16 protein-coding genes are annotated in these 17,087 nt (G+C 49.6%); 13 read left to right on the plus strand and 3 right to left on the minus strand.

The window, feature by feature from the left end; all coding sequences use genetic code 11:
• The first annotated feature begins 330 nt into the window (after positions 1–330).
• Positions 331–894 (plus strand): RNA polymerase sigma factor, encoded by a 564-nt coding sequence (locus ABH899_RS09225; RefSeq protein ID WP_369995718.1) that lies wholly within the window; start codon positions 331–333, stop codon positions 892–894.
• Positions 860–2,143: a DUF4179 domain-containing protein gene (locus tag ABH899_RS09230; protein ID WP_369995720.1), complete on the plus strand. Its 1,284-nt coding sequence runs from the start codon at positions 860–862 to the stop codon at positions 2,141–2,143. The genes ABH899_RS09225 and ABH899_RS09230 overlap by 35 nt, the downstream gene beginning before the upstream one ends.
• Positions 2,144–2,464: 321 nt before the next feature.
• Here the strand turns inward: ABH899_RS09230 and ABH899_RS09235 are convergent, their stop codons facing one another.
• Genes ABH899_RS09235 through ABH899_RS09245 form a run of 3 tightly spaced genes read right to left on the minus strand, consistent with a single transcriptional unit; the run spans position 2,465 to position 4,828 of the window.
• Positions 2,465–3,871: a nucleoside recognition domain-containing protein gene (locus ABH899_RS09235; protein ID WP_369995721.1), complete on the minus strand. Its 1,407-nt coding sequence runs from the start codon at positions 3,869–3,871 to the stop codon at positions 2,465–2,467.
• Positions 3,849–4,577 (minus strand): FeoB small GTPase domain-containing protein, encoded by a 729-nt coding sequence (locus ABH899_RS09240; protein WP_369995722.1) that lies wholly within the window; start codon positions 4,575–4,577, stop codon positions 3,849–3,851. Before ABH899_RS09240 ends, ABH899_RS09235 begins: the two co-directional genes overlap by 23 nt.
• Positions 4,574–4,828 (minus strand): FeoA family protein, encoded by a 255-nt coding sequence (locus tag ABH899_RS09245; RefSeq protein ID WP_369995723.1) that lies wholly within the window; start codon positions 4,826–4,828, stop codon positions 4,574–4,576. Before ABH899_RS09245 ends, ABH899_RS09240 begins: the two co-directional genes overlap by 4 nt.
• A 469-nt stretch (positions 4,829–5,297) precedes the next feature.
• Between ABH899_RS09245 and ABH899_RS09250 the strand changes: the two genes are divergently transcribed.
• The 11 genes from ABH899_RS09250 to ABH899_RS09300 all read left to right on the plus strand — a co-directional run bounded on the left by ABH899_RS09250 (position 5,298) and on the right by ABH899_RS09300 (position 17,009).
• Positions 5,298–5,810, plus strand: a complete 513-nt coding sequence (locus ABH899_RS09250) for a metallophosphoesterase (RefSeq protein ID WP_369995724.1) — start codon at positions 5,298–5,300, stop codon at positions 5,808–5,810.
• Positions 5,807–6,292, plus strand: a complete 486-nt coding sequence (gene coaD, locus ABH899_RS09255; RefSeq protein ID WP_369995725.1) for a pantetheine-phosphate adenylyltransferase — start codon at positions 5,807–5,809, stop codon at positions 6,290–6,292. Before ABH899_RS09250 ends, coaD begins: the two co-directional genes overlap by 4 nt.
• Positions 6,293–6,752: 460 nt before the next feature.
• A complete protein-coding gene (locus tag ABH899_RS09260; protein ID WP_369995726.1) occupies positions 6,753–7,616 on the plus strand; it encodes a MurR/RpiR family transcriptional regulator in 864 nt (287 codons plus the stop codon).
• A 389-nt stretch (positions 7,617–8,005) separates the two neighbouring features.
• Entirely contained in the window at positions 8,006–8,920 is a 915-nt protein-coding gene (gene murQ, locus ABH899_RS09265; RefSeq protein WP_009675524.1) for an N-acetylmuramic acid 6-phosphate etherase, read from the plus strand.
• A 32-nt stretch (positions 8,921–8,952) separates the two neighbouring features.
• Positions 8,953–10,374, plus strand: a complete 1,422-nt coding sequence (locus tag ABH899_RS09270) for an ABC transporter substrate-binding protein (RefSeq protein ID WP_218229935.1) — start codon at positions 8,953–8,955, stop codon at positions 10,372–10,374.
• An 87-nt stretch (positions 10,375–10,461) separates the two neighbouring features.
• Positions 10,462–11,364 carry a carbohydrate ABC transporter permease gene (locus ABH899_RS09275; RefSeq protein ID WP_369995728.1) on the plus strand — a complete coding sequence of 301 codons (903 nt, stop codon included), beginning with the start codon at positions 10,462–10,464 and terminating at the stop codon, positions 11,362–11,364.
• Positions 11,365–11,382: 18 nt separating this feature from the next.
• Positions 11,383–12,243, plus strand: coding sequence for a carbohydrate ABC transporter permease (locus ABH899_RS09280; protein WP_009675553.1), 861 nt, complete (start codon positions 11,383–11,385; stop codon positions 12,241–12,243).
• Positions 12,244–12,527: 284 nt separating this feature from the next.
• Positions 12,528–13,496 (plus strand): GNAT family N-acetyltransferase, encoded by a 969-nt coding sequence (locus ABH899_RS09285; protein ID WP_369995729.1) that lies wholly within the window; start codon positions 12,528–12,530, stop codon positions 13,494–13,496.
• Positions 13,497–13,862: 366 nt separating this feature from the next.
• Positions 13,863–14,447, plus strand: coding sequence for a hypothetical protein (locus ABH899_RS09290; RefSeq protein WP_369995730.1), 585 nt, complete (start codon positions 13,863–13,865; stop codon positions 14,445–14,447).
• 253 nt (positions 14,448–14,700) lie between these two features.
• Complete coding sequence (locus tag ABH899_RS09295) at positions 14,701–16,005, plus strand: DNA sulfur modification protein DndB (RefSeq protein ID WP_369995731.1); 1,305 nt, start codon at positions 14,701–14,703, stop codon at positions 16,003–16,005.
• Between the two features lie 5 nt (positions 16,006–16,010).
• On the plus strand, positions 16,011–17,009 hold the full coding sequence (locus ABH899_RS09300) for a phage lytic cycle repressor MrpR family protein (RefSeq protein ID WP_369995733.1): 999 nt from the start codon (positions 16,011–16,013) through the stop codon (positions 17,007–17,009).
• Positions 17,010–17,087: the final 78 nt, after the last annotated feature.

The following is a 17,087-nucleotide window of genomic DNA, read 5'->3' on the forward strand; positions in this document are numbered from 1 at the left end:
ACCTCGTGCAACGAGGAGAAACCATCGCTCTTAACGTGGTCTTTCATATGGCCCAAGAAGGACTTCTGAGAAGCGTTGTCCCGGCAGTTTCTCGCCTAGACTTGGACTGGCCTGGCTTTTTCTGCTTCAGCAGCTTTGGTAGGTAGGGTCGGTGTTGCTGATTTTGGGTCAGAAGGGTATGTGGCCAATTTCGGAGGGAAATGTAATCTTGAAATGAATCAGTTACCGGAACTTTATCTTCTTCCCTATGATAGGGGGATAAAGTTTTTTTCGCACAAAATGAACTTTTGCAACCTCTGGGATCTCTTATTTATGAAAAGGGGAGAGAACATGAAAGTAAGCCATCTTGTCAAACAAGCAAAAAAAGACAACAAAGAAGCTTTATTGCAACTAATCATGGCCGATCAGGACGCTTATTATCGTCTTGCCAATGCCTACATGGGAAACGAGCATGATGCGATGGATGCCATGGAAGACATGATTGTCACGCTGTACGAAAAGATTGATCAATTGCAAAAAGGCGAAGCATTCTACAGCTGGAGCAAAACCATTCTCGTCAATCGGTGCAAAACGTTACTTCGTAAAAAGGGGCGATTTTCCCCGCTGGAAGACGAGCAAGAAGAAGCCCTTGCTGCATTCACTGACGATAATCCGTATCACCATACAGAGTCGGAACTGGATATGCATACGCTGCTATCCCATCTGAATGCCCCGCAGCGGGAAGCGATCGAACTTCGCTATGTTCATGATCTTCCGTATCAGACGATTGCGGACATGACCGGTGTGCCTCTAGGAACCGTCAAATCAAGAATCTCGCAAGGACTACACAAACTAAAAGCCATGATCGGAGGTAATCGTTATGAAAACGATCGAGGAGAAATTACAGGAGTATAAAAGGGTGCAGGCTCCGTCAGAACTTGAGGGAAGGCTTCGGGATGCACTTCAGCGTATTCCCGCGAAAAAAAGAAACATGAATAAAGCGGTGGCATGGGTTGCATCAGCTGTTGCAGCGCTCATTATGATGGTTGGTTTATATGAATATCCTGCCTTCGCTTATTACGGAAGTAAGCTGTTTAATGGAGCCAGTTTGAACTCTCTTAGTTTTTCTGAATTAACAGAGCAAGGATACGGGCAGCAGGTAAACAAAAGCACAACGTTTAAAGACGGCACGGTCTTTACCATTAATGGCGTTATCGCCGACGATAATGTATTTACCTTGTATTACACCATCGATCGACCTGCAGGAACCGAATATACCGACGAAGATTTCATCCGCTACCACTTCAGTAATTTGAAAGGGTTCTTGACTGATTCCAATTCGCGAGGAGGAGGCGGCAATCCTGGCAAAGACAAATCTCAGATTGTCGGAGTACACCAGTTCGAGCCTGTTAGTCCATTCTCCAGAACATTAACCTTGACATTCAATGAGCGGCTGGATAATGGGGAACGAGTATCCTATCCCATCTCCTTCGACTTTGATGCGAATAAAGCGATGAAGAGTATAATCAAAGAGGACCTTTCTGAAACCATTCCTGTTGATCAGGGGAAGATTCACTATGACTCCATTACAGCTTCGCCATCTTCAACCATCGTGAAAGGGCATTATGAATTAGAGGGATCCCCGAGATTTTCGGGCGAAACAAAGCTCTATGTGAATGGAACAGAAGTGAAAAGCTTAGGTATGAAGGCGACTAGTCCTGAATTTGAACTTAAATTCGATGTGCTTCCAACAGACAAGATTCAGTCCATTGAACTTGTGCTGGAAGATTTCACAGGAATACAGAAAATAGAAAAACCCATCTCCCTTGCCTCGCCATCAGATCATTCGATCAACGTAGGTCAAGAAAAGGTATGGATTCGAAGCGTGACAAAAACCGATACAGGCTATGATATCGTTATCGCCGGAAACGAATTTGTTTTCTTTGAAAAGGACAATATATCCATACAAGCTGGCGGCAGCGTTGTTCCCGTATCCGAGATTTCCTCCTCACGCCCTTGGGATCTGAAGAACGGTAACATTATGTGGGAGCAGACGTATTCTTTTAACACCACGGACAAACCGGAATTCCTGCTGCTGGACGAACTCCAATATAGTAAAGCCTATAATAAGAAAATTTCGATTCCTGTAAATAACAAAAAATAAACCACTAGAAGATGATTCCTGTACTGGACGGGGGTCATCTTTTTTCGGTTTCATTGAGGAAGGTCCGATGCTCTTGTGTATCCTCGGCTATACGTTTATAGGAAGTGGGTTTGCAGGGGCTATTTTCACCCACACGTACGACATGAAGGCTTTCGGATGACCCTTAGCGTTCTTCTTCAATACATGTTTTTGGCTTATGTTCTCGCCTCCATCACTGACTCTAGTGTACAAAAAAGTACCCAACGCTGTGCACCTTTTTTCAAAGTGTCCAGTGTATGGGTACCGGTATAGTCCAGTCCGTTCTCTTTTTTAAAAGATTGCTTACACCCATCCGAACGCTCTGGCCGCTTGGGCGGTGGCGAATGTAACCAGGATGGCGATAGCCAGAGGGATAAGGGCCGAAAGAATGGTCCATTTCGTACTTTTGGTCTCTTTATAAATGTTGTACAGGGTCGTGCCGCAGGGGTAGTGAAGCAGCGAAAACAGCATCATATTAAGAGCCGTCAGCCAGGTCCAGCCATGCTGCAGGAAGAGATCTTTGATGTTGTCCAGCCCGTCCGCATCGACCATGGCGCCCGAGGACATGTAGCCCATGAGCAGAATCGGCAGAACGATTTCATTGGCCGGCAGGCCGAGTATAAATGCCATGACGATATAGCCGTCCAGACCGATCAGATGGGCGAAAGGATCGAAGAAAGCCGCCGTATGGGCAAGGATGCTCGTTCCGCCAATCATGATGTTGCCCAGAATCCAGGTGATGATTCCGGCGGGAGCCGCCACGATTACCGCGCGTTTGAGCACGGCCCACGATTTGTCGCGCGAGGCGAGCAGGATCGTTTTCCACATCTGGGGTTTCCGGTACGGGGGAAGCTCCAGCGTGTAGTGCGTGGGCACACCGCGCAGAGCCGTTTTGGACAGCGCCCACGACACGGACAAGGTAATCACGATGCCGAATAGCACCAGCCCCATGACGAACAGAGCGGTTCCTAAAGTCTTCCAGCCCCCTGAGGCGCCAGCCGCCATGAAAAGAGAGGAAAGCAGGATCAGCGTAGGCCAGCGGCCGTTGCACGGGACGAAGTTGTTCGTCAGGATGGCCAGCATTCTTTCGCGCGGGGATTCGATGATCCGCGTGGACAAGATGGCCGCCGCATTGCAGCCGAAGCCCATCGACATCGTCAGGGCTTGTTTGCCGTGTCCGCCGGACTTCTTGAACAGGCGGTCCATGTTGAACGCGACCCGGGGGAGATAGCCGAAATTTTCAAGCAGCGCGAAAATCGGGAAGAAGATCGCCATGGGCGGAAGCATGACCGAGATTACCCAGGCGGTACCCCGGAAGAAGCCGAGAACGAGTATGCCGTGAAGCCATGCGGGCGCATGGACGGCTTGGAAACCTGCCGTCAGATAGCCTTCGATTACACCGAAGAAATCCGCGATCCAGCCGGAAGGAACGTTGGCCCCGGCAATCGTGATCCAGAAGATCGCGCCGAGCACCGCAAACATGATGGGGTAGCCCCACAGCTTGGAAGTCAGAATTTTGTCGAGCTTATGTGTGCTCGCAAGCTTTTTCTTGTCTTCATAGCGGACGGCCGCGTTGCAGATGTCGCAGCTTGTTTTATAGATGTCGCTTACAATTTCGTCCCGGATGGAACTGCCGCTCGTGATGGTCTGCGCCATGGATAACAGGGAATCGATCGGATCGGGCCGGTTAGTTGCATGCGGTGTGGCCATAGCTCATCACCCCCTGTCCTTGTGCCGCCGCGCCGTTTAGCCTCTGTTTCAGCGAGGCGATGAGGTTCTCGTCCCCGTCGAGCAGACGGAGCGCGACCCAGCGGGCCGGATAACGGGCTCCGAGCGTCTCGCGGACGAAAGGTTCCAGTTCCCGGACCTGGCGCTCGATTTCTTCGCTGTAGGGGATAGGCGGGGGCTCGGGATGAATGACACCTTCCGCCACCTTTTCGACGAGATCGAGCATGGGGCCGATGCCTTTGTTGTTGCGTGCGGAAATAGCGGCCACGGGCACGCCAAGCCTCTCGCGGATCTGATCCAGATCAATCTTGATCCCGAGCTTCTCGGCTTCGTCCATCAGATTGATGCAGACAACCGCGCGGCTGGTCATTTCTAAGACCTGCAGCGCAAGATTCAAATTCCGCTCCAGCGAAGTCGCGTCAAGCACGACCAGCGTGACGTCCGGCTGCTCGAAAATGATGTAATCCCTGGCGGCTTCCTCATCCGCCGAATTCGAATACAGGGAATACGTGCCGGGCAGATCAATGAGCTTGTATAAAATTCCGTTCCGCTCAAATTCGCCTTCGGCGGTCAGCACGGTTTTACCGGCCCAGTTCCCCGTATGCTGCCGGAGTCCCGTCAGCCGGTTAAACAGCGTGCTTTTGCCGGTGTTCGGGTTGCCGGCCAGTGCTACGGTATAGGTTCTCACAGACTGTCGCCTCCTTCCGGCTCCGCGTAAATGAGCGAACTTTCTTCTTTCCGGAGCGCGATGGTTGTATTGCTGACACGGAAAGCGGTCGGATCGCCGAGCGGGCTTCGCTGGATCACTTCCACGCGGTTACCCGGGACGAATCCGAGATCAAGGAGCCGTCTGCGCATTCCTCCCTGTACCTCGATCCGGCTTAACCGGACAACGCTTCCTACCTTGACCCGGTCCAATGACAATTCCGATAAAGACATAGGGCTCACCTTCCTTTTTCCCTTTGGACAAACTGTTTGCCGAGTGCAAAATTTTATTTATGAAAACACACTTTCCGTTAACATTGCTTTATGATGTTAGTATAGGCAAACAGTTTTTGACTGTCAACAAAAAGTTTCTCAAGGGAAAAATTTTTAGGGAAAGGAATAAAGCGGGGATGGCCGCCCGTAAACGAATGTCCTAATTAGTTAGCCACATTTTATGTAAAAGCAAAAAGGGGGAACCTTGTTCGCCCTAAAAAACTTGATTTTATTTTGAATGAAACGATAGGATCCGGAGCGGGTCAGTTCCGTTTTTGCAGGGGGGACGGAGAAGCGGTACAGCTTCGTGCCGGGCGTTCGGATACTAACTGAACGTTAGTGCCTTTTTGCGGCGAAGTTGGTAAACTAACAGGTATGAAGCGGCTGATTGGAATAACATTCCGGAATTTTATGTAAGGAGGAGTAAGACATGCCTAACGATTTTTTTATTTCGGACCATCATTTCGGGCATAAACTTATTATCGATTTCGAGTCCCGGCCTTTTGCGGATGCGGACGAAATGACGGACGTCATGATTCAAAAATGGAATGCCGTAGTCGGAAGCGAAGACAAAGTGTTTCATATGGGGGACTTTTCGTTTCTGAATCAGGAAAGGACACAAGAAATCGTCGGTAAGCTGAACGGCTATAAATTTCTTGTTCTGGGCAACCACGACAGAGGCAGGTCCCGGTCCTGGTGGCTGGACGCCGGATTTGACGAAGTGAGCGAATATCCGGTTCTGTATAAAGACTTCTTCCTGCTGTCGCACGAACCGGTTTATATGAACAAACACATGCCGTACGTCAACGTGCACGGTCATATCCATGGACAGAAGTATGAGGGCAAGAACTATTTCAATGTGTGCGTGGAGCACTGGGACTATACTCCGCTGAGCTTCGAACAGATCCGGGATGCGGTTGTCGTCAGCGAGGAGCAGACATGATAGCCGTGTACGCGGGGAGCTTCGATCCCATTACCCTCGGACATACGTCGGTTATTGATAGAGCTACCAATCTGTTTGACGAGCTTCACATTCTGGTTGCCAACAACCGTGCCAAGAAGCATCATTTTACGATCGGGCAGAGGACCGAACTGGTGAGGCTTTCCATTCCGCCGGGCAAAAGGATCAAAATCGTCGCTTTCGAAGGCATCGTAGCGGACTATGTCAATGAAACGGGAGCCAAGGCGATTGTCCGCGGCATCCGCAACGCGACGGATTTCGAGTACGAACTGCAGCTGGAACAGTACATCCGCAATACGACGAAAGCAGATACCGTCTATTTATCGCCGTATACGCCGAATATGCAGACGAGCAGTTCTCTGGTCCGGATGTTTATTGCGACCGGAAAAGTCGAACCGGCCGGAGCTTTTATGGTCGAGGCCGCTTTCGAGCAGATGAGAATTTACGAGAGCGAGAACAAGTAGAGACGCAGCGGAAGCGGGTAAGCCCAGGCCCGGACACGGGCCTTTCTGTTCTTTTTCCGTTCACCGACAAGGTATGCCTGTTTTCGCTGCGGCGGAGGGACGGTACTGGCCCGGACGGGTCGTGTGGGCTGCGATCATGTCTTATCCGGCGAAATTTCGGCCGGGTTCAACGGGTTATTTCTCTATGGCTGGTATCCGCCCCGGAATTTCCCGAAAACCTGCAGTCAAGTCCAACCGGACGGATTCTGCGGGCTTTTTTTGCTATTCATTGGCATTTTATCTCTCCGGAAGGGGCCGTCCACCCTCTATTTCTATTATTTTTCATTTTTAGCTATTAATCTTGTATTTTATAATAATTGCGCTTATGATGAAATTGTTTTAGAGGTCAACCATGTCTACACCGTTTCATCTTCTTTTCTTACGGTTCAGCTTCAAGAATTTATAGCGAGTAGGGAAAAATATGGCCATAAATGATAACGTTTTAATTAAAATCCGCCAAATGAAAACGAGCCTGACTCCCGTCGAGAAAGCGGTGGGCGAGTACATCCTGGAGAACGTGGAGGAAATCCCGCATCTCTCGATCAAAAATCTGGCCCGGCTGACGAAGACCAGCGACGCCTCCGTGCTGCGGTTCTGCAAAACGATAGGATATTCGGGCTACCGCAGCTTTATCGTCAGCATATCGGCTTCCCTCGGCTCTATGCATGAAGAGGATACGAATCCGTACCGGGATATCCAGCCGGGAGACGACCTGTCCACGATTATTTTGAATATTTCCCGCACCAACAGCCAGTCCATTGAAGATACTTTGCAGGTGATCAACAAGAGCGAGATTGCGCGGGCCGTAGAGGTGCTGCGCTCGTGCAGGCGGATTGCCTTCTTCGGAATCGGAGCCTCCGGTCTGGTCGGAATCGATGCGGAGCAGAAATTTTCGCGGATCAACAAGATGTGTCACACCTATACGGACGGGCACAGTATGCTGACGGCGGCAACGCTTCTGGAGAAAGGCGATGTGGCCATCTTCATCTCCAATTCGGGAGAAACCGTCGAGATTCTCGACGCGCTGGAAATCGCCAAAAAGAACGGAGCCTGTCTGATCGCCGTAACGAAGTATACGAAAAGCCGGCTGGCCGATCAGGCGAACATCCTGCTCAGCATTTCCACGCCGGAAATAACGATCCGCAGCGGCGCGATGGGTTCCCGGATAGCCATGCTGACCGTCGTGGATATTCTTTTCGCGGGGGTAGCAAGCGCGGAATACAAACACGTGAAAAAATATTTAACCAAAACGCACAATATTGTGGCGGGGAAGCAGCGGCGTTAATGAACCGAAAGAGGTGGAATGCTTCTGACGAAAGAGGCGGCCCCGCGCTTCCAGGAGGAATTGCAGATCGTGATGAAGGACACGGACCTGCCTCCGGCAGCCGAGTTCGGCCGGATAGGCGACAACGGCTGCTGACCTCCCGTCCTGCCGGCTGCAACCCTGGCATAAACCGCCGTCGAATCGAATAAGTCAAATCAAGGACCGGATAGGTCCTTTTTATTTTGCGCGAAAAGAAGAGAGAAATGCGGCAGGGCAAGGAGAAAAAGAAAATAAAACAACAATAAAATGTTTCATCATAAAATATTATTTCAAAAACTGTTGACCAAACTGAAATTTCTCGTTAAGATGAAATCAAGAAGTTGAACTAAACAGATGGGGGGGAGAAAGCTGTGGATGAGTATCTGGCGAGACTAACGACCGAAGAGATCAACGAGAAAACACAAAGGATAGACGAATATACGACGGAACAGATGCTGCGTCTGATGAACGAACAGGATGCGACGGTTCCGGCTGCGGTTGCGGCTGAAATACCGCAAATTGTGAAAGCGGTTGATATTTTGCATGAAGTGCTTAAAAACGGCGGCAGAATGTTCTATATCGGAGCGGGATCTTCGGGCAGGCTCGGTGTACTCGACGCATCTGAATGTCCTCCAACTTTCGGTATCGATCCTCTGCGGGTGCAGGGGCATATCGCCGGAGGAGATGGGGCACTAAGAATAGCTGTTGAAGGTTTTGAGGACAATAAAGATGAGGGAATCGCCCTTATCGAACGGTGCGGCGTAACGGACAAAGACGCGGTAATCGGAATCACGGCCAGCGGAAGCGCGCAATTTGTCATTGCCGGCTTGAACAAGGCAAGGGAAATCGGAGCGGCGACCATCGGTCTGGTGAACAACAAACATTCCAAACTCGAATCCGTTTGCGACGTGTGCATTGCCCCGGTTGTCGGGCCGGAAGTCATTATGGGATCGACCCGGTTGAAAGCGGGTACGGCACAGAAGCTGGTCCTGAATATGCTTACGACCTGTACGATGGTGAAGCTCGGCAAAACCTACAACAATCTGATGGTGGACCTGAAAGCCAGCAACATCAAGCTGAAAGACCGCTCCGTACGCATCATAAAAGCGGCCACGGGCGTGGATGACAAGACGGCTGCTGCGGTTTTGGAAAGCGCTTCCATGAGTTGTAAGCTGGCGATCATGATGATCAAAAGCGGCTTGGACGCGGCTTCGGCGCAGCGGGTGCTGGATCAGTGCGAAGGCAGTTTAAAAGCGGCAATACGAACCACGACCAACGTGGTGTAGATTTTCATATCCTTGGGGGAGGCTTGTTATTTATGAAAAGAAAATTGCGTGCAGCAGCATCGGTATTGGCGTTAACCATGGCAATGTCCACACTGGCGGCTTGCGGAGATTCCGGTAAAAAAGAAGGCGGCGCGGCGGGTGATCCGAACGCCAAAGACACCATCACGGCCCTGCTTCCGCCGGTTTCCGCGACCTACCAGAACAATTTTGCCCAGATGGCAAAAGATTTCAATGCGCTGTATCCGAACCTGACGCTGAAAATCGAACCGGCAAGCTGGGAAGACATTACACAGAAGCTCGATACGCAGGTGAATGCGGGAAGCCCTCCTGATATCGCGTTCATGGGTTCCGACGGCATTTCCAAGTACATGCAGCAGGAAATGATGATGGACATCAAGGATGTGGCCACCAAAGAAATGGTGGAAGATTTCGACCAGGCTCCGCTGGAGTATATGAAGAAAGGCGACGGCCTTTACGGCTTCCCGGGCTATATGGAAGTTCACGCGATCGGCGGCAACCGCGAATACCTCGAGAAAGCGGGCATCGACTGGAAGAAAGTCCAGAAAGACGGATGGACGTTTGACGAGTTCCGCGAAGCGATCAAGAAAGGCGTCGTTTCCGAAGGCGGCAAAACATCCCGTTACGGCTTCGTGTTTGCGACTGCGGGCGTAGCGTCCAAAGACTATCTGAACATCCTGATCAAAAATGCGGGCATGCCTGCACCGTTCACCAAAGATCTGAAATACGCTTACACCAGCAAGAACTATCTCGAAGTGTTAAAAGATATCCGTACGATGATCGATGACGGCTCCATGCCGAAAGAGCTCAGCTCCATCGACGCCGGTAAACGCTGGAACATGTTCCTGACCGGTCAAACCATGATTACAGGTAAAGGCCTGGCGACGTTCGAGAACTCCGCCAAGAAAAACAACGAGAAGCTGAAAGCCAATGACGGCAGCGCCGTCAAAGGCAGCGTCCCGGTTGAATATACGGTCCTGCCGGTTCCGACCTTCGCCGGACAAAAACCGCAGTCCAGCGTAGCGGTCGACGGTTACGTGACTTTCCGCGGCTCGAAAGAACCGACGGCCGAGCATAAAGCCAACGTCGTAAAAGCGGCCTACTTCCTTGCAAGCGGTAAAGTAGCGGCAACGACGAACAACGACCTGTTTGTCGCTCACATTACGAAGAGCGGCAAGAAAGAAGCCGAAAGCATGACCGTCAACCGCGATGCCGATAACAAAGCGGCGGTTGAAACGATGCTGAAAAACGCGGCTCCTGCCCGTCCGGATATCCCTGCCGACCTGGGCGCCAAAGCGATCAAGCTGGAAGAAGAAGTCATCATTCCTAAGCTGCAAGCGTTAATTTCGGGAGAAATGACTCCGGAAGCGATGTACGAAGCGGTTAAAGCGGCAGCCGTGCAAACCTTCGGCGCGGACGGTGTCGTAAAAGAATAGAGAGTTTTGATTCGGATAGCCGTGTGCCTCAACATGCGGCTATCTGAATATGTAGAATGAATTAGAGGATGGAGAGGGGTGCGAGAGATGACTCAACCAGCTAAACCGGTGAAAAGACGGAAAATCAGAGGAGACGGCGCCTGGGGCTATGCCTTTATCGCGGTTGCGCTTCTCGTCTATGCGCTGTTTACGGCTTACCCGGTTATTAGTGCCTTTATCATTAGCTTTCAGAAATACAGACCGCTGGGGTCCACCTTTATCGGGTTCGACAATTATACGGCGACCTTTAAAGACCCGCTGTTCTGGAAATCCGTCGTAAATACGATCGTGTATACGGTTTTGACGGTGCCTGTCGCCTTGTTCCTTTCTTTTGCGGTTGCGATCCTGATTCTTCCGCTCAAGAAAAAACTGCAGACGACATTCAAAGCGATTTACTATTTGCCTGCCGTAGCTTCCGGCGTTGCCTTGTCGGTCGTATGGCTGTGGATTTTCGACCCGATGCCGTCGGGTATTCTGAACAAACTGATCAGCTATATCGGGATCAGCAACCAGAACTGGCTTGGATCAAGCGCTACCGCAATGTTCTCATTGGTACTCATGGCCTGGCTTTCCAGTCACGGCACAAGCATTATTATTTACTTGGCAGCGCTGCTGGGTATTGATGAGAGTTATTACGAGGCAGCCGAGCTTGACGGAGCGTCCTTTTTTAAAAAGCTCTGGTACATCGTTATTCCATGTTTGAAACCGACTACTTTGTTCCTGCTCGTAACGGGCGTTATCGGCTCGTTCCAGGTTTTCCAGAACGCGTATCTCATGACGGGCGGCGGTCCGGACAATGCGACGACGATGGTCGGCCTGCTCGTATTCAACAATGCTTTCAAATACTTCGACTTCGGCAAAGCGGCCGCACAGTCCCTGATTTTGGCCTTTATTATCGCGGGGATCTCACTGGTTCAGTTCAAATTCCTCGGCAAAGAAGTGGAATATTGAGGAAAGGGGGGGCGAGATATGGCGCTCTATAACAATCACGCAGGAAATCGCGCGGCCAGATATAGCCGGAATACGGTCATTATCGTAATCCTTACCCTGTTTGCTCTGGCTACGATTTTCCCGATTTACTTTATGCTTATTTCTTCCTTCGGAGATCCGATCGAGGCTGGCGCGGTGAGCTATTCCCTGCTTCCAACCAAATTTACACTGGAATCCTACAAGTTTTTCTTCGATTATAGCGAGTATTCCATCCGCTGGCTGCTCAACTCTCTGATCGTAGCCACGACCGTGATGGTGTCCAATGTGATTTTCGCCAGTATGGCCGGGTATGCCTTCTCGAAAATCAAATTCAAAGGCAGAGCGATGCTGTTTACCATCCTATTGATCGCGATGATGATTCCGTATCAGGTTACACAAGTTCCGCTTTATATCCTGATCGTAAACATCTTTCATATTCAAAATACGTATAGCGCGCTCATTCTGCCGGGTCTGGTGACGGTGTATAACATCTTCCTTGCCAAGCAGTTCATGAGCAGCATTCCGACCGAGATTATCGAAAGCGCCAAGATTGAAGGCTGTAATCAGTTCCAGATTTATTTCCGGGTCATTCTTCCGTTGTCCAAAACGGTATTGGCCGTCATGGCAATCCTGACGTTCATGGACAGCTGGAACACGTTCTTCTGGCCGTTCCTCGTAACCAATACGATGGATATGCAGACCATTCAAGTCGGACTTAAAAACTTCCGGTTTGCGAACACGACTTATTTTGCGCCGATGATGGCGGGTGCCACCATCTCCGCCCTGCCGATGTTCGTTCTCTTCTTCAGCCTGCAGAGATACTTCCTGGAAGGCGTCACTGTCGGTGCGGTGAAGGGGTAACACGAGCGCGCCATTCGGCATCTCCGTTAATCGTAACGTAAATAGCGGGCGGGCCGGATCACAGCGTACTAAACCAAGACGGGCTTTTGTTCCGAAAAGCGGCCCGCATGCAGGCATCCGAACCTTCCTTCGATGCCGGTGCGGGTGCTTTGTCCGAGAATCTCGGCGGATTACAGGGGCCCGTTTTTTATAGGCGGAGATCGGGGCCTGCGGTATTTTCAAGCCAAATGGGCATACAGCGGCGGACATAACAGGTTTATGAGGCATAAGGAGGGAGTATCGACATGATCGAATCATGGAATCAATCCTACTCGGACGCGGTGATACGGCTGTGGAACACGGAAGCCGTTAAGGACGGTTACAAAGAACTGACCGGCCGGAGCTTTAACGAGATTTTCCTGTCCAGTCCATACTTTGACAAAGACAATGCGTTCGTTATGCGCGAAGAGGACGGAACCGTCACGGGTTTCGCCTGCGGCTGCACAGGCGACGACCTGCCTTTGGGCGCCGTCGCCGGCTATATCACCTGCATCGTGTTGTCTGAGGACCGTCAGACAGATGCGAATTACCGCCTGCTGCTGGAAGCGCTTGAAGGGCGGTTCCGGCAGCTCGGCAAAGCGCAGGCCGACGTTCTTTTCTTCAATCCGATGATGCTGCCGTGGTACATCCCGGATACGCCGGGGCACGAACACAACAATGCTCCGGGCGTCCCGGCGGACAGCCGTTTGTACGGATTTCTGCTCGGCGAAGGGTATATCGAACGCGCCAGGGAATGCGCCATGTACCTGAATCTGTCAGGATTTTCTGTTCCGGACGAAATCAGGGCCAAGGAAGAACGGATCGCCGCCGACGGATATACGGTCGGACTTTTCGATCCCGCCCGGCATGAGGGCATAGAGGCCATGCTGCAGGGCTTCGACAACCCGCTGTGGCAGAAAGAAATTGCCGCCGGCACGGCAAACGGCGTGCCCGTCGTTATCGCGGCCCACCGGGGACAAGCGGTCGGCTTCGCCGGCCCCGTTATCCGGCAGGAAAGCGGCCGCGGCTATTTTGCCGGCATCGGAGTTCATCCCGATCATGAAGGGCACGGGCTGGGCAGCCTTCTTTTCTTCAGGTTGTGCGAAGCCTTTAAGGGCATAGGCACGGAGTACATGTCCCTGTATACGGGAAGCACCAACTCGGCCATCCGAATTTACGAGAAGGCGGGCTTCAAGACCGTGAAACATTTCGCCGTCATGCGAAAGGCATTGTAGGGCGGTTCTCCGCTCCGTGCAGCTTTGGCCATGTCCTCAGCCGATGCGGCTGTAAGGGACGGCTGATTTTAACCATCCGTAAAAGGCATCCTACTAGGAGGATGTCTTTTTTTTCTATTCAATAACATGATGACAAGCAGCAATGCAAAAAAAGGAAAAAATATAAAAACAAGCTAATATTTTAATGAAATCCCTTTAATAATCATGGATTCCTTCTTATAATGACGTTAGCAGGCTTTTTAGTTTACGATGAGCCGCAAACGGTACAGCTTGGAACAGTTTGCCGAACCGGTCAGGACGCACTTCCTTTGAGATTGAAATCCCCCGGACCGGCTCCTTGTATAAATAAGCGTGAGGGAAGGAACGATGGGAATGGAAGCGGAACTGGAACGGTTGAAACGGCTCGTTTTTCAACTCTTATTAACGACGGAGAACCGGACGACGGATTTTCTCGAACTGATTACGGGAGAAACCATGATTCCTTCGGTTTTGAAGCAGGCAACGGCCGCTTCAGAACCCTTATTGGCGGTGAAAGAAGGGACGCGGGATGCGGTACTTAGAGAATCGCTTCTTCGCACGGAAAAAAGCGGACTTGTCGTTTCCCAGAACATCGCGGTGATGTATCCCGATTTTATCCCTCTGCCGATCAATTTAAAGCTTGCGCAAAAAAAGGAAGGCATCGGCAAAATCATGCGGGATTTGAACATCCGCAACACCCGAACTATTCTGGACTTCGGATGGAGAAAGCCGGAGCATACGACCGATCTGACCGGAAATCCTTATTTCGTTACCTTTGCGGACAACCCGGCCGTTCCGTATAAACAATACACCATCACTTTTGAAGAGTTCAATACGCCGGGTCTGCATCTGCTGGAATACTTCAATCCGCGGATGCTCGAAGGTAAGGAGATACCTGCGGGGCAAGGGATATATAACGCGGGTGTGAACTGAGCGGAGCAGAGGGGACGGCAGTAGAGGACACCGGATTCATACAGTGGTTTTTTGCATGTGCCCTCTCTTCTTGAAAATTAACACGAACAAGGAGTCTGTTTTAGCCTAGCATCCCGGGCTTTAATAATGCTATAAATAAATAATAAAAGTTTTACATATTTCTGATAAATCCCAGCTCCATGCTTATCTTTGCAGCTTTCGATATGTTATAATCACTATAAACAAGCTTGTTTTCAGGGTAGGGAGTGGTGGAGTGATCAAAGAACGGCAAGAGCTCGAACATATTTTGGAGCAATCTATCGAGAAAATAAAATACAAAAGAAAAAACGTTGAAATAATAAATAAAAAATTATCAGAACACAATGTTGAACCCGGTTTTTTTAATAAAATAGCCGCTAATCCATTCCTGCTGACCCAACTAAGCCCCCTTCTGCTGTGTCTCCTTACGATGGCTCTTTATCAATTGGAAAGAACAGCTAACCTGAATGCAGAGCGTTATTTTACTCCGGAAGAGATTAAAGAAACAAAAAAATATAATAAAACGGAAGAAAGCACGGTTCAGCTTCCGCTTGAATTAACGAATGTAATTCAGATCGATCATGAAAATTTTGTTGCGGCCATTCAAATCGTAAAAATCGTGGAATGGTACCATCACAGAATCATTACTTATCATTTTGAAACGCAGAGAAGCGCTAAGTATAAAAAAAAGAAAGAGGATGTAATCGCCGTTCCCGATATCAATCTCAAGAGTGTGAAAGATATTGCCAAGCATATGCTGGAAGGGACTTATATCCCCGATATGATTACGCTTAACGTATATTCGGAAGCGGATTCCCCGGTGGTTTTCGATCCGGAGACCCGAGTTTTGACGATACTGGAAGGAGCGGATGTTTCTGTTTTGGACGGGTTCCACCGTCTGCAGGGAGCCGCCAGGGCTTTGGGGGTTAATCCGGAGCTCCGGCAGGATATTATTTTAAGCATCCGGGTCTTTAATGCGGAGACCGCCAGAAAATATTTCGGGCAGATTAATACGATCAACCCTGTCAGAAAAGAACGACTGGAGGAGTTGAAGCAGGAGAATGTTGCTTATGTCATAGTCAAACAGCTTCAATTAAATTCCGGCCTCAAAGGAAAAGTTTCCTCGGGATCCAAAATAAGTGAATCGGCCGGGCACTTTACGACTACAAATATCCTCGCCAAGGCAATTGATCTGACATTTGCTCCGAAAAATTTACTTGAAGCCAAAGAAATCGGCAGCTATCTGACTGACTTTTTTAACTGCCTAATCGATAGTTACCGGGAGGATTTTCATAAGAAAGACAGCATCCTGCGTCATCCCGGAATGTTTGTCGGTTATGTGGCGCTGGCACAGCAATTAGAGCAGAAGCAAGTCCCGTTACCCGAACTAACGTCTGCGATAGACGCCATTAAGAACAGAGAAGCGGAATGGAGAAGGTTCCTTGCGTCCGGCCGAACTAACTCATCCTCCGTGAACCGGCTCATTAAAGATCATGCCGAAAAATTAGCACACGAATTGTATTCCAATTCAGAGGGGTAAACCACATGTCTAATAAGATATATGAAGGCGGATATTATAACGAAGTCCAAAAAAACAGATATCTTGCATCTTTACCCGAAACTTCAGCCAAACAAGCCGAGCGGGTACTTTCCAGGGCGAAAGCGCTGGAGGAAAAATATCAGACGGATTTGGCGAATTTTAACCTGGACCAGATCGAAAGCCTCTTGTATTACTTAAACCCCTCTACACTCAATTCCAGCCGGGCTAATTTCTATTTGATTCAAAACTATATCCGATGGGGAATCGCACAGGGCTTCCGGGAAACAAATTTGAATCCGTTGGATGTATGGGCTGAAAATACGTTTTACAAAAAATTTATAGACGCTTCCAAAAAGTTGCTGTACACGAAAGATGAAATCGATAAAATGATAGACTGCTGCTTAAATGCACAGGATGCTTTTCCTGTCGCGGGTTTATTTGAAGGGCTGTATGGGACAGGCTATGACGAGCTTCTTAACTTGAAAAGAGAGCATCTGCTCCCTAATAACATGCTTGAACTTCATAATCACGGAACGGCAAGAATAATCCGAGTATCGGACAGGTGCATGGACATTATCAAAAAAGCGCTTGAAGAGAAAACGTACGTAAAGAAAAACGGTGCGGCTAAAGTTACCATGAAATCGCCGGCTTCCGCGGACCTCGAACAGAGCGATTATGTGCTGAGGAACGTGATCACGAGGAGTCAGACGGACGGTAAAGCAGATCGTTTTCTGATTCAGAGAAGAATTACAGCCGTGAAAAGCTACCATGAAGATTGGGTTAAAGTTCTAACGCCCTATATCATAAGAAATTCGGGGATGCTGTACATGGCCAAAACGCTTTTTGACCGGAATAAAGAGTTAAACAAACAGCATTATGAAGAAATATGCGAACAGTTCGGCATCTCCAAAGTAATGAATAACGGTTACGAAGTTTATAACTATCACCGGCTTAAAGAAGACTTCTTGAACCCGGAGACGATAGAAAGAATATATAGCGAATAATAATTTTTCAAAACCCGCTGAAGCGGGTTTTTTAATTGCAGGATATTGGAAATATGACTTTTTAAGAACACTCGTTCG

Source organism: Paenibacillus sp. RC84, assembly GCF_041260495.1.
GTDB lineage: Bacteria > Bacillota > Bacilli > Paenibacillales > NBRC-103111 > Paenibacillus_F.

Excerpts from the sequence above, each read along its gene's own strand:
- ABH899_RS09225 (WP_369995718.1), top strand. The coding sequence starts at position 331 with ATGAAAGTAAGCCATCTTGTCAAACAAGCAAAAAAAGACAACAAAGAA.
- ABH899_RS09230 (WP_369995720.1), top strand. The coding sequence starts at position 860 with ATGAAAACGATCGAGGAGAAATTACAGGAGTATAAAAGGGTGCAGGCT.
- ABH899_RS09235 (WP_369995721.1), bottom strand. The coding sequence starts at position 3,871 with ATGGCCACACCGCATGCAACTAACCGGCCCGATCCGATCGATTCCCTG.
- ABH899_RS09245 (WP_369995723.1), bottom strand. The coding sequence starts at position 4,828 with ATGTCTTTATCGGAATTGTCATTGGACCGGGTCAAGGTAGGAAGCGTT.
- ABH899_RS09250 (WP_369995724.1), top strand. The coding sequence starts at position 5,298 with ATGCCTAACGATTTTTTTATTTCGGACCATCATTTCGGGCATAAACTT.
- coaD (WP_369995725.1), top strand. The coding sequence starts at position 5,807 with ATGATAGCCGTGTACGCGGGGAGCTTCGATCCCATTACCCTCGGACAT.
- ABH899_RS09260 (WP_369995726.1), top strand. The coding sequence starts at position 6,753 with ATGGCCATAAATGATAACGTTTTAATTAAAATCCGCCAAATGAAAACG.
- ABH899_RS09270 (WP_218229935.1), top strand. The coding sequence starts at position 8,953 with ATGAAAAGAAAATTGCGTGCAGCAGCATCGGTATTGGCGTTAACCATG.
- ABH899_RS09275 (WP_369995728.1), top strand. The coding sequence starts at position 10,462 with ATGACTCAACCAGCTAAACCGGTGAAAAGACGGAAAATCAGAGGAGAC.
- ABH899_RS09280 (WP_009675553.1), top strand. The coding sequence starts at position 11,383 with ATGGCGCTCTATAACAATCACGCAGGAAATCGCGCGGCCAGATATAGC.
- ABH899_RS09285 (WP_369995729.1), top strand. The coding sequence starts at position 12,528 with ATGATCGAATCATGGAATCAATCCTACTCGGACGCGGTGATACGGCTG.
- ABH899_RS09290 (WP_369995730.1), top strand. The coding sequence starts at position 13,863 with ATGGGAATGGAAGCGGAACTGGAACGGTTGAAACGGCTCGTTTTTCAA.
- ABH899_RS09300 (WP_369995733.1), top strand. The coding sequence starts at position 16,011 with ATGTCTAATAAGATATATGAAGGCGGATATTATAACGAAGTCCAAAAA.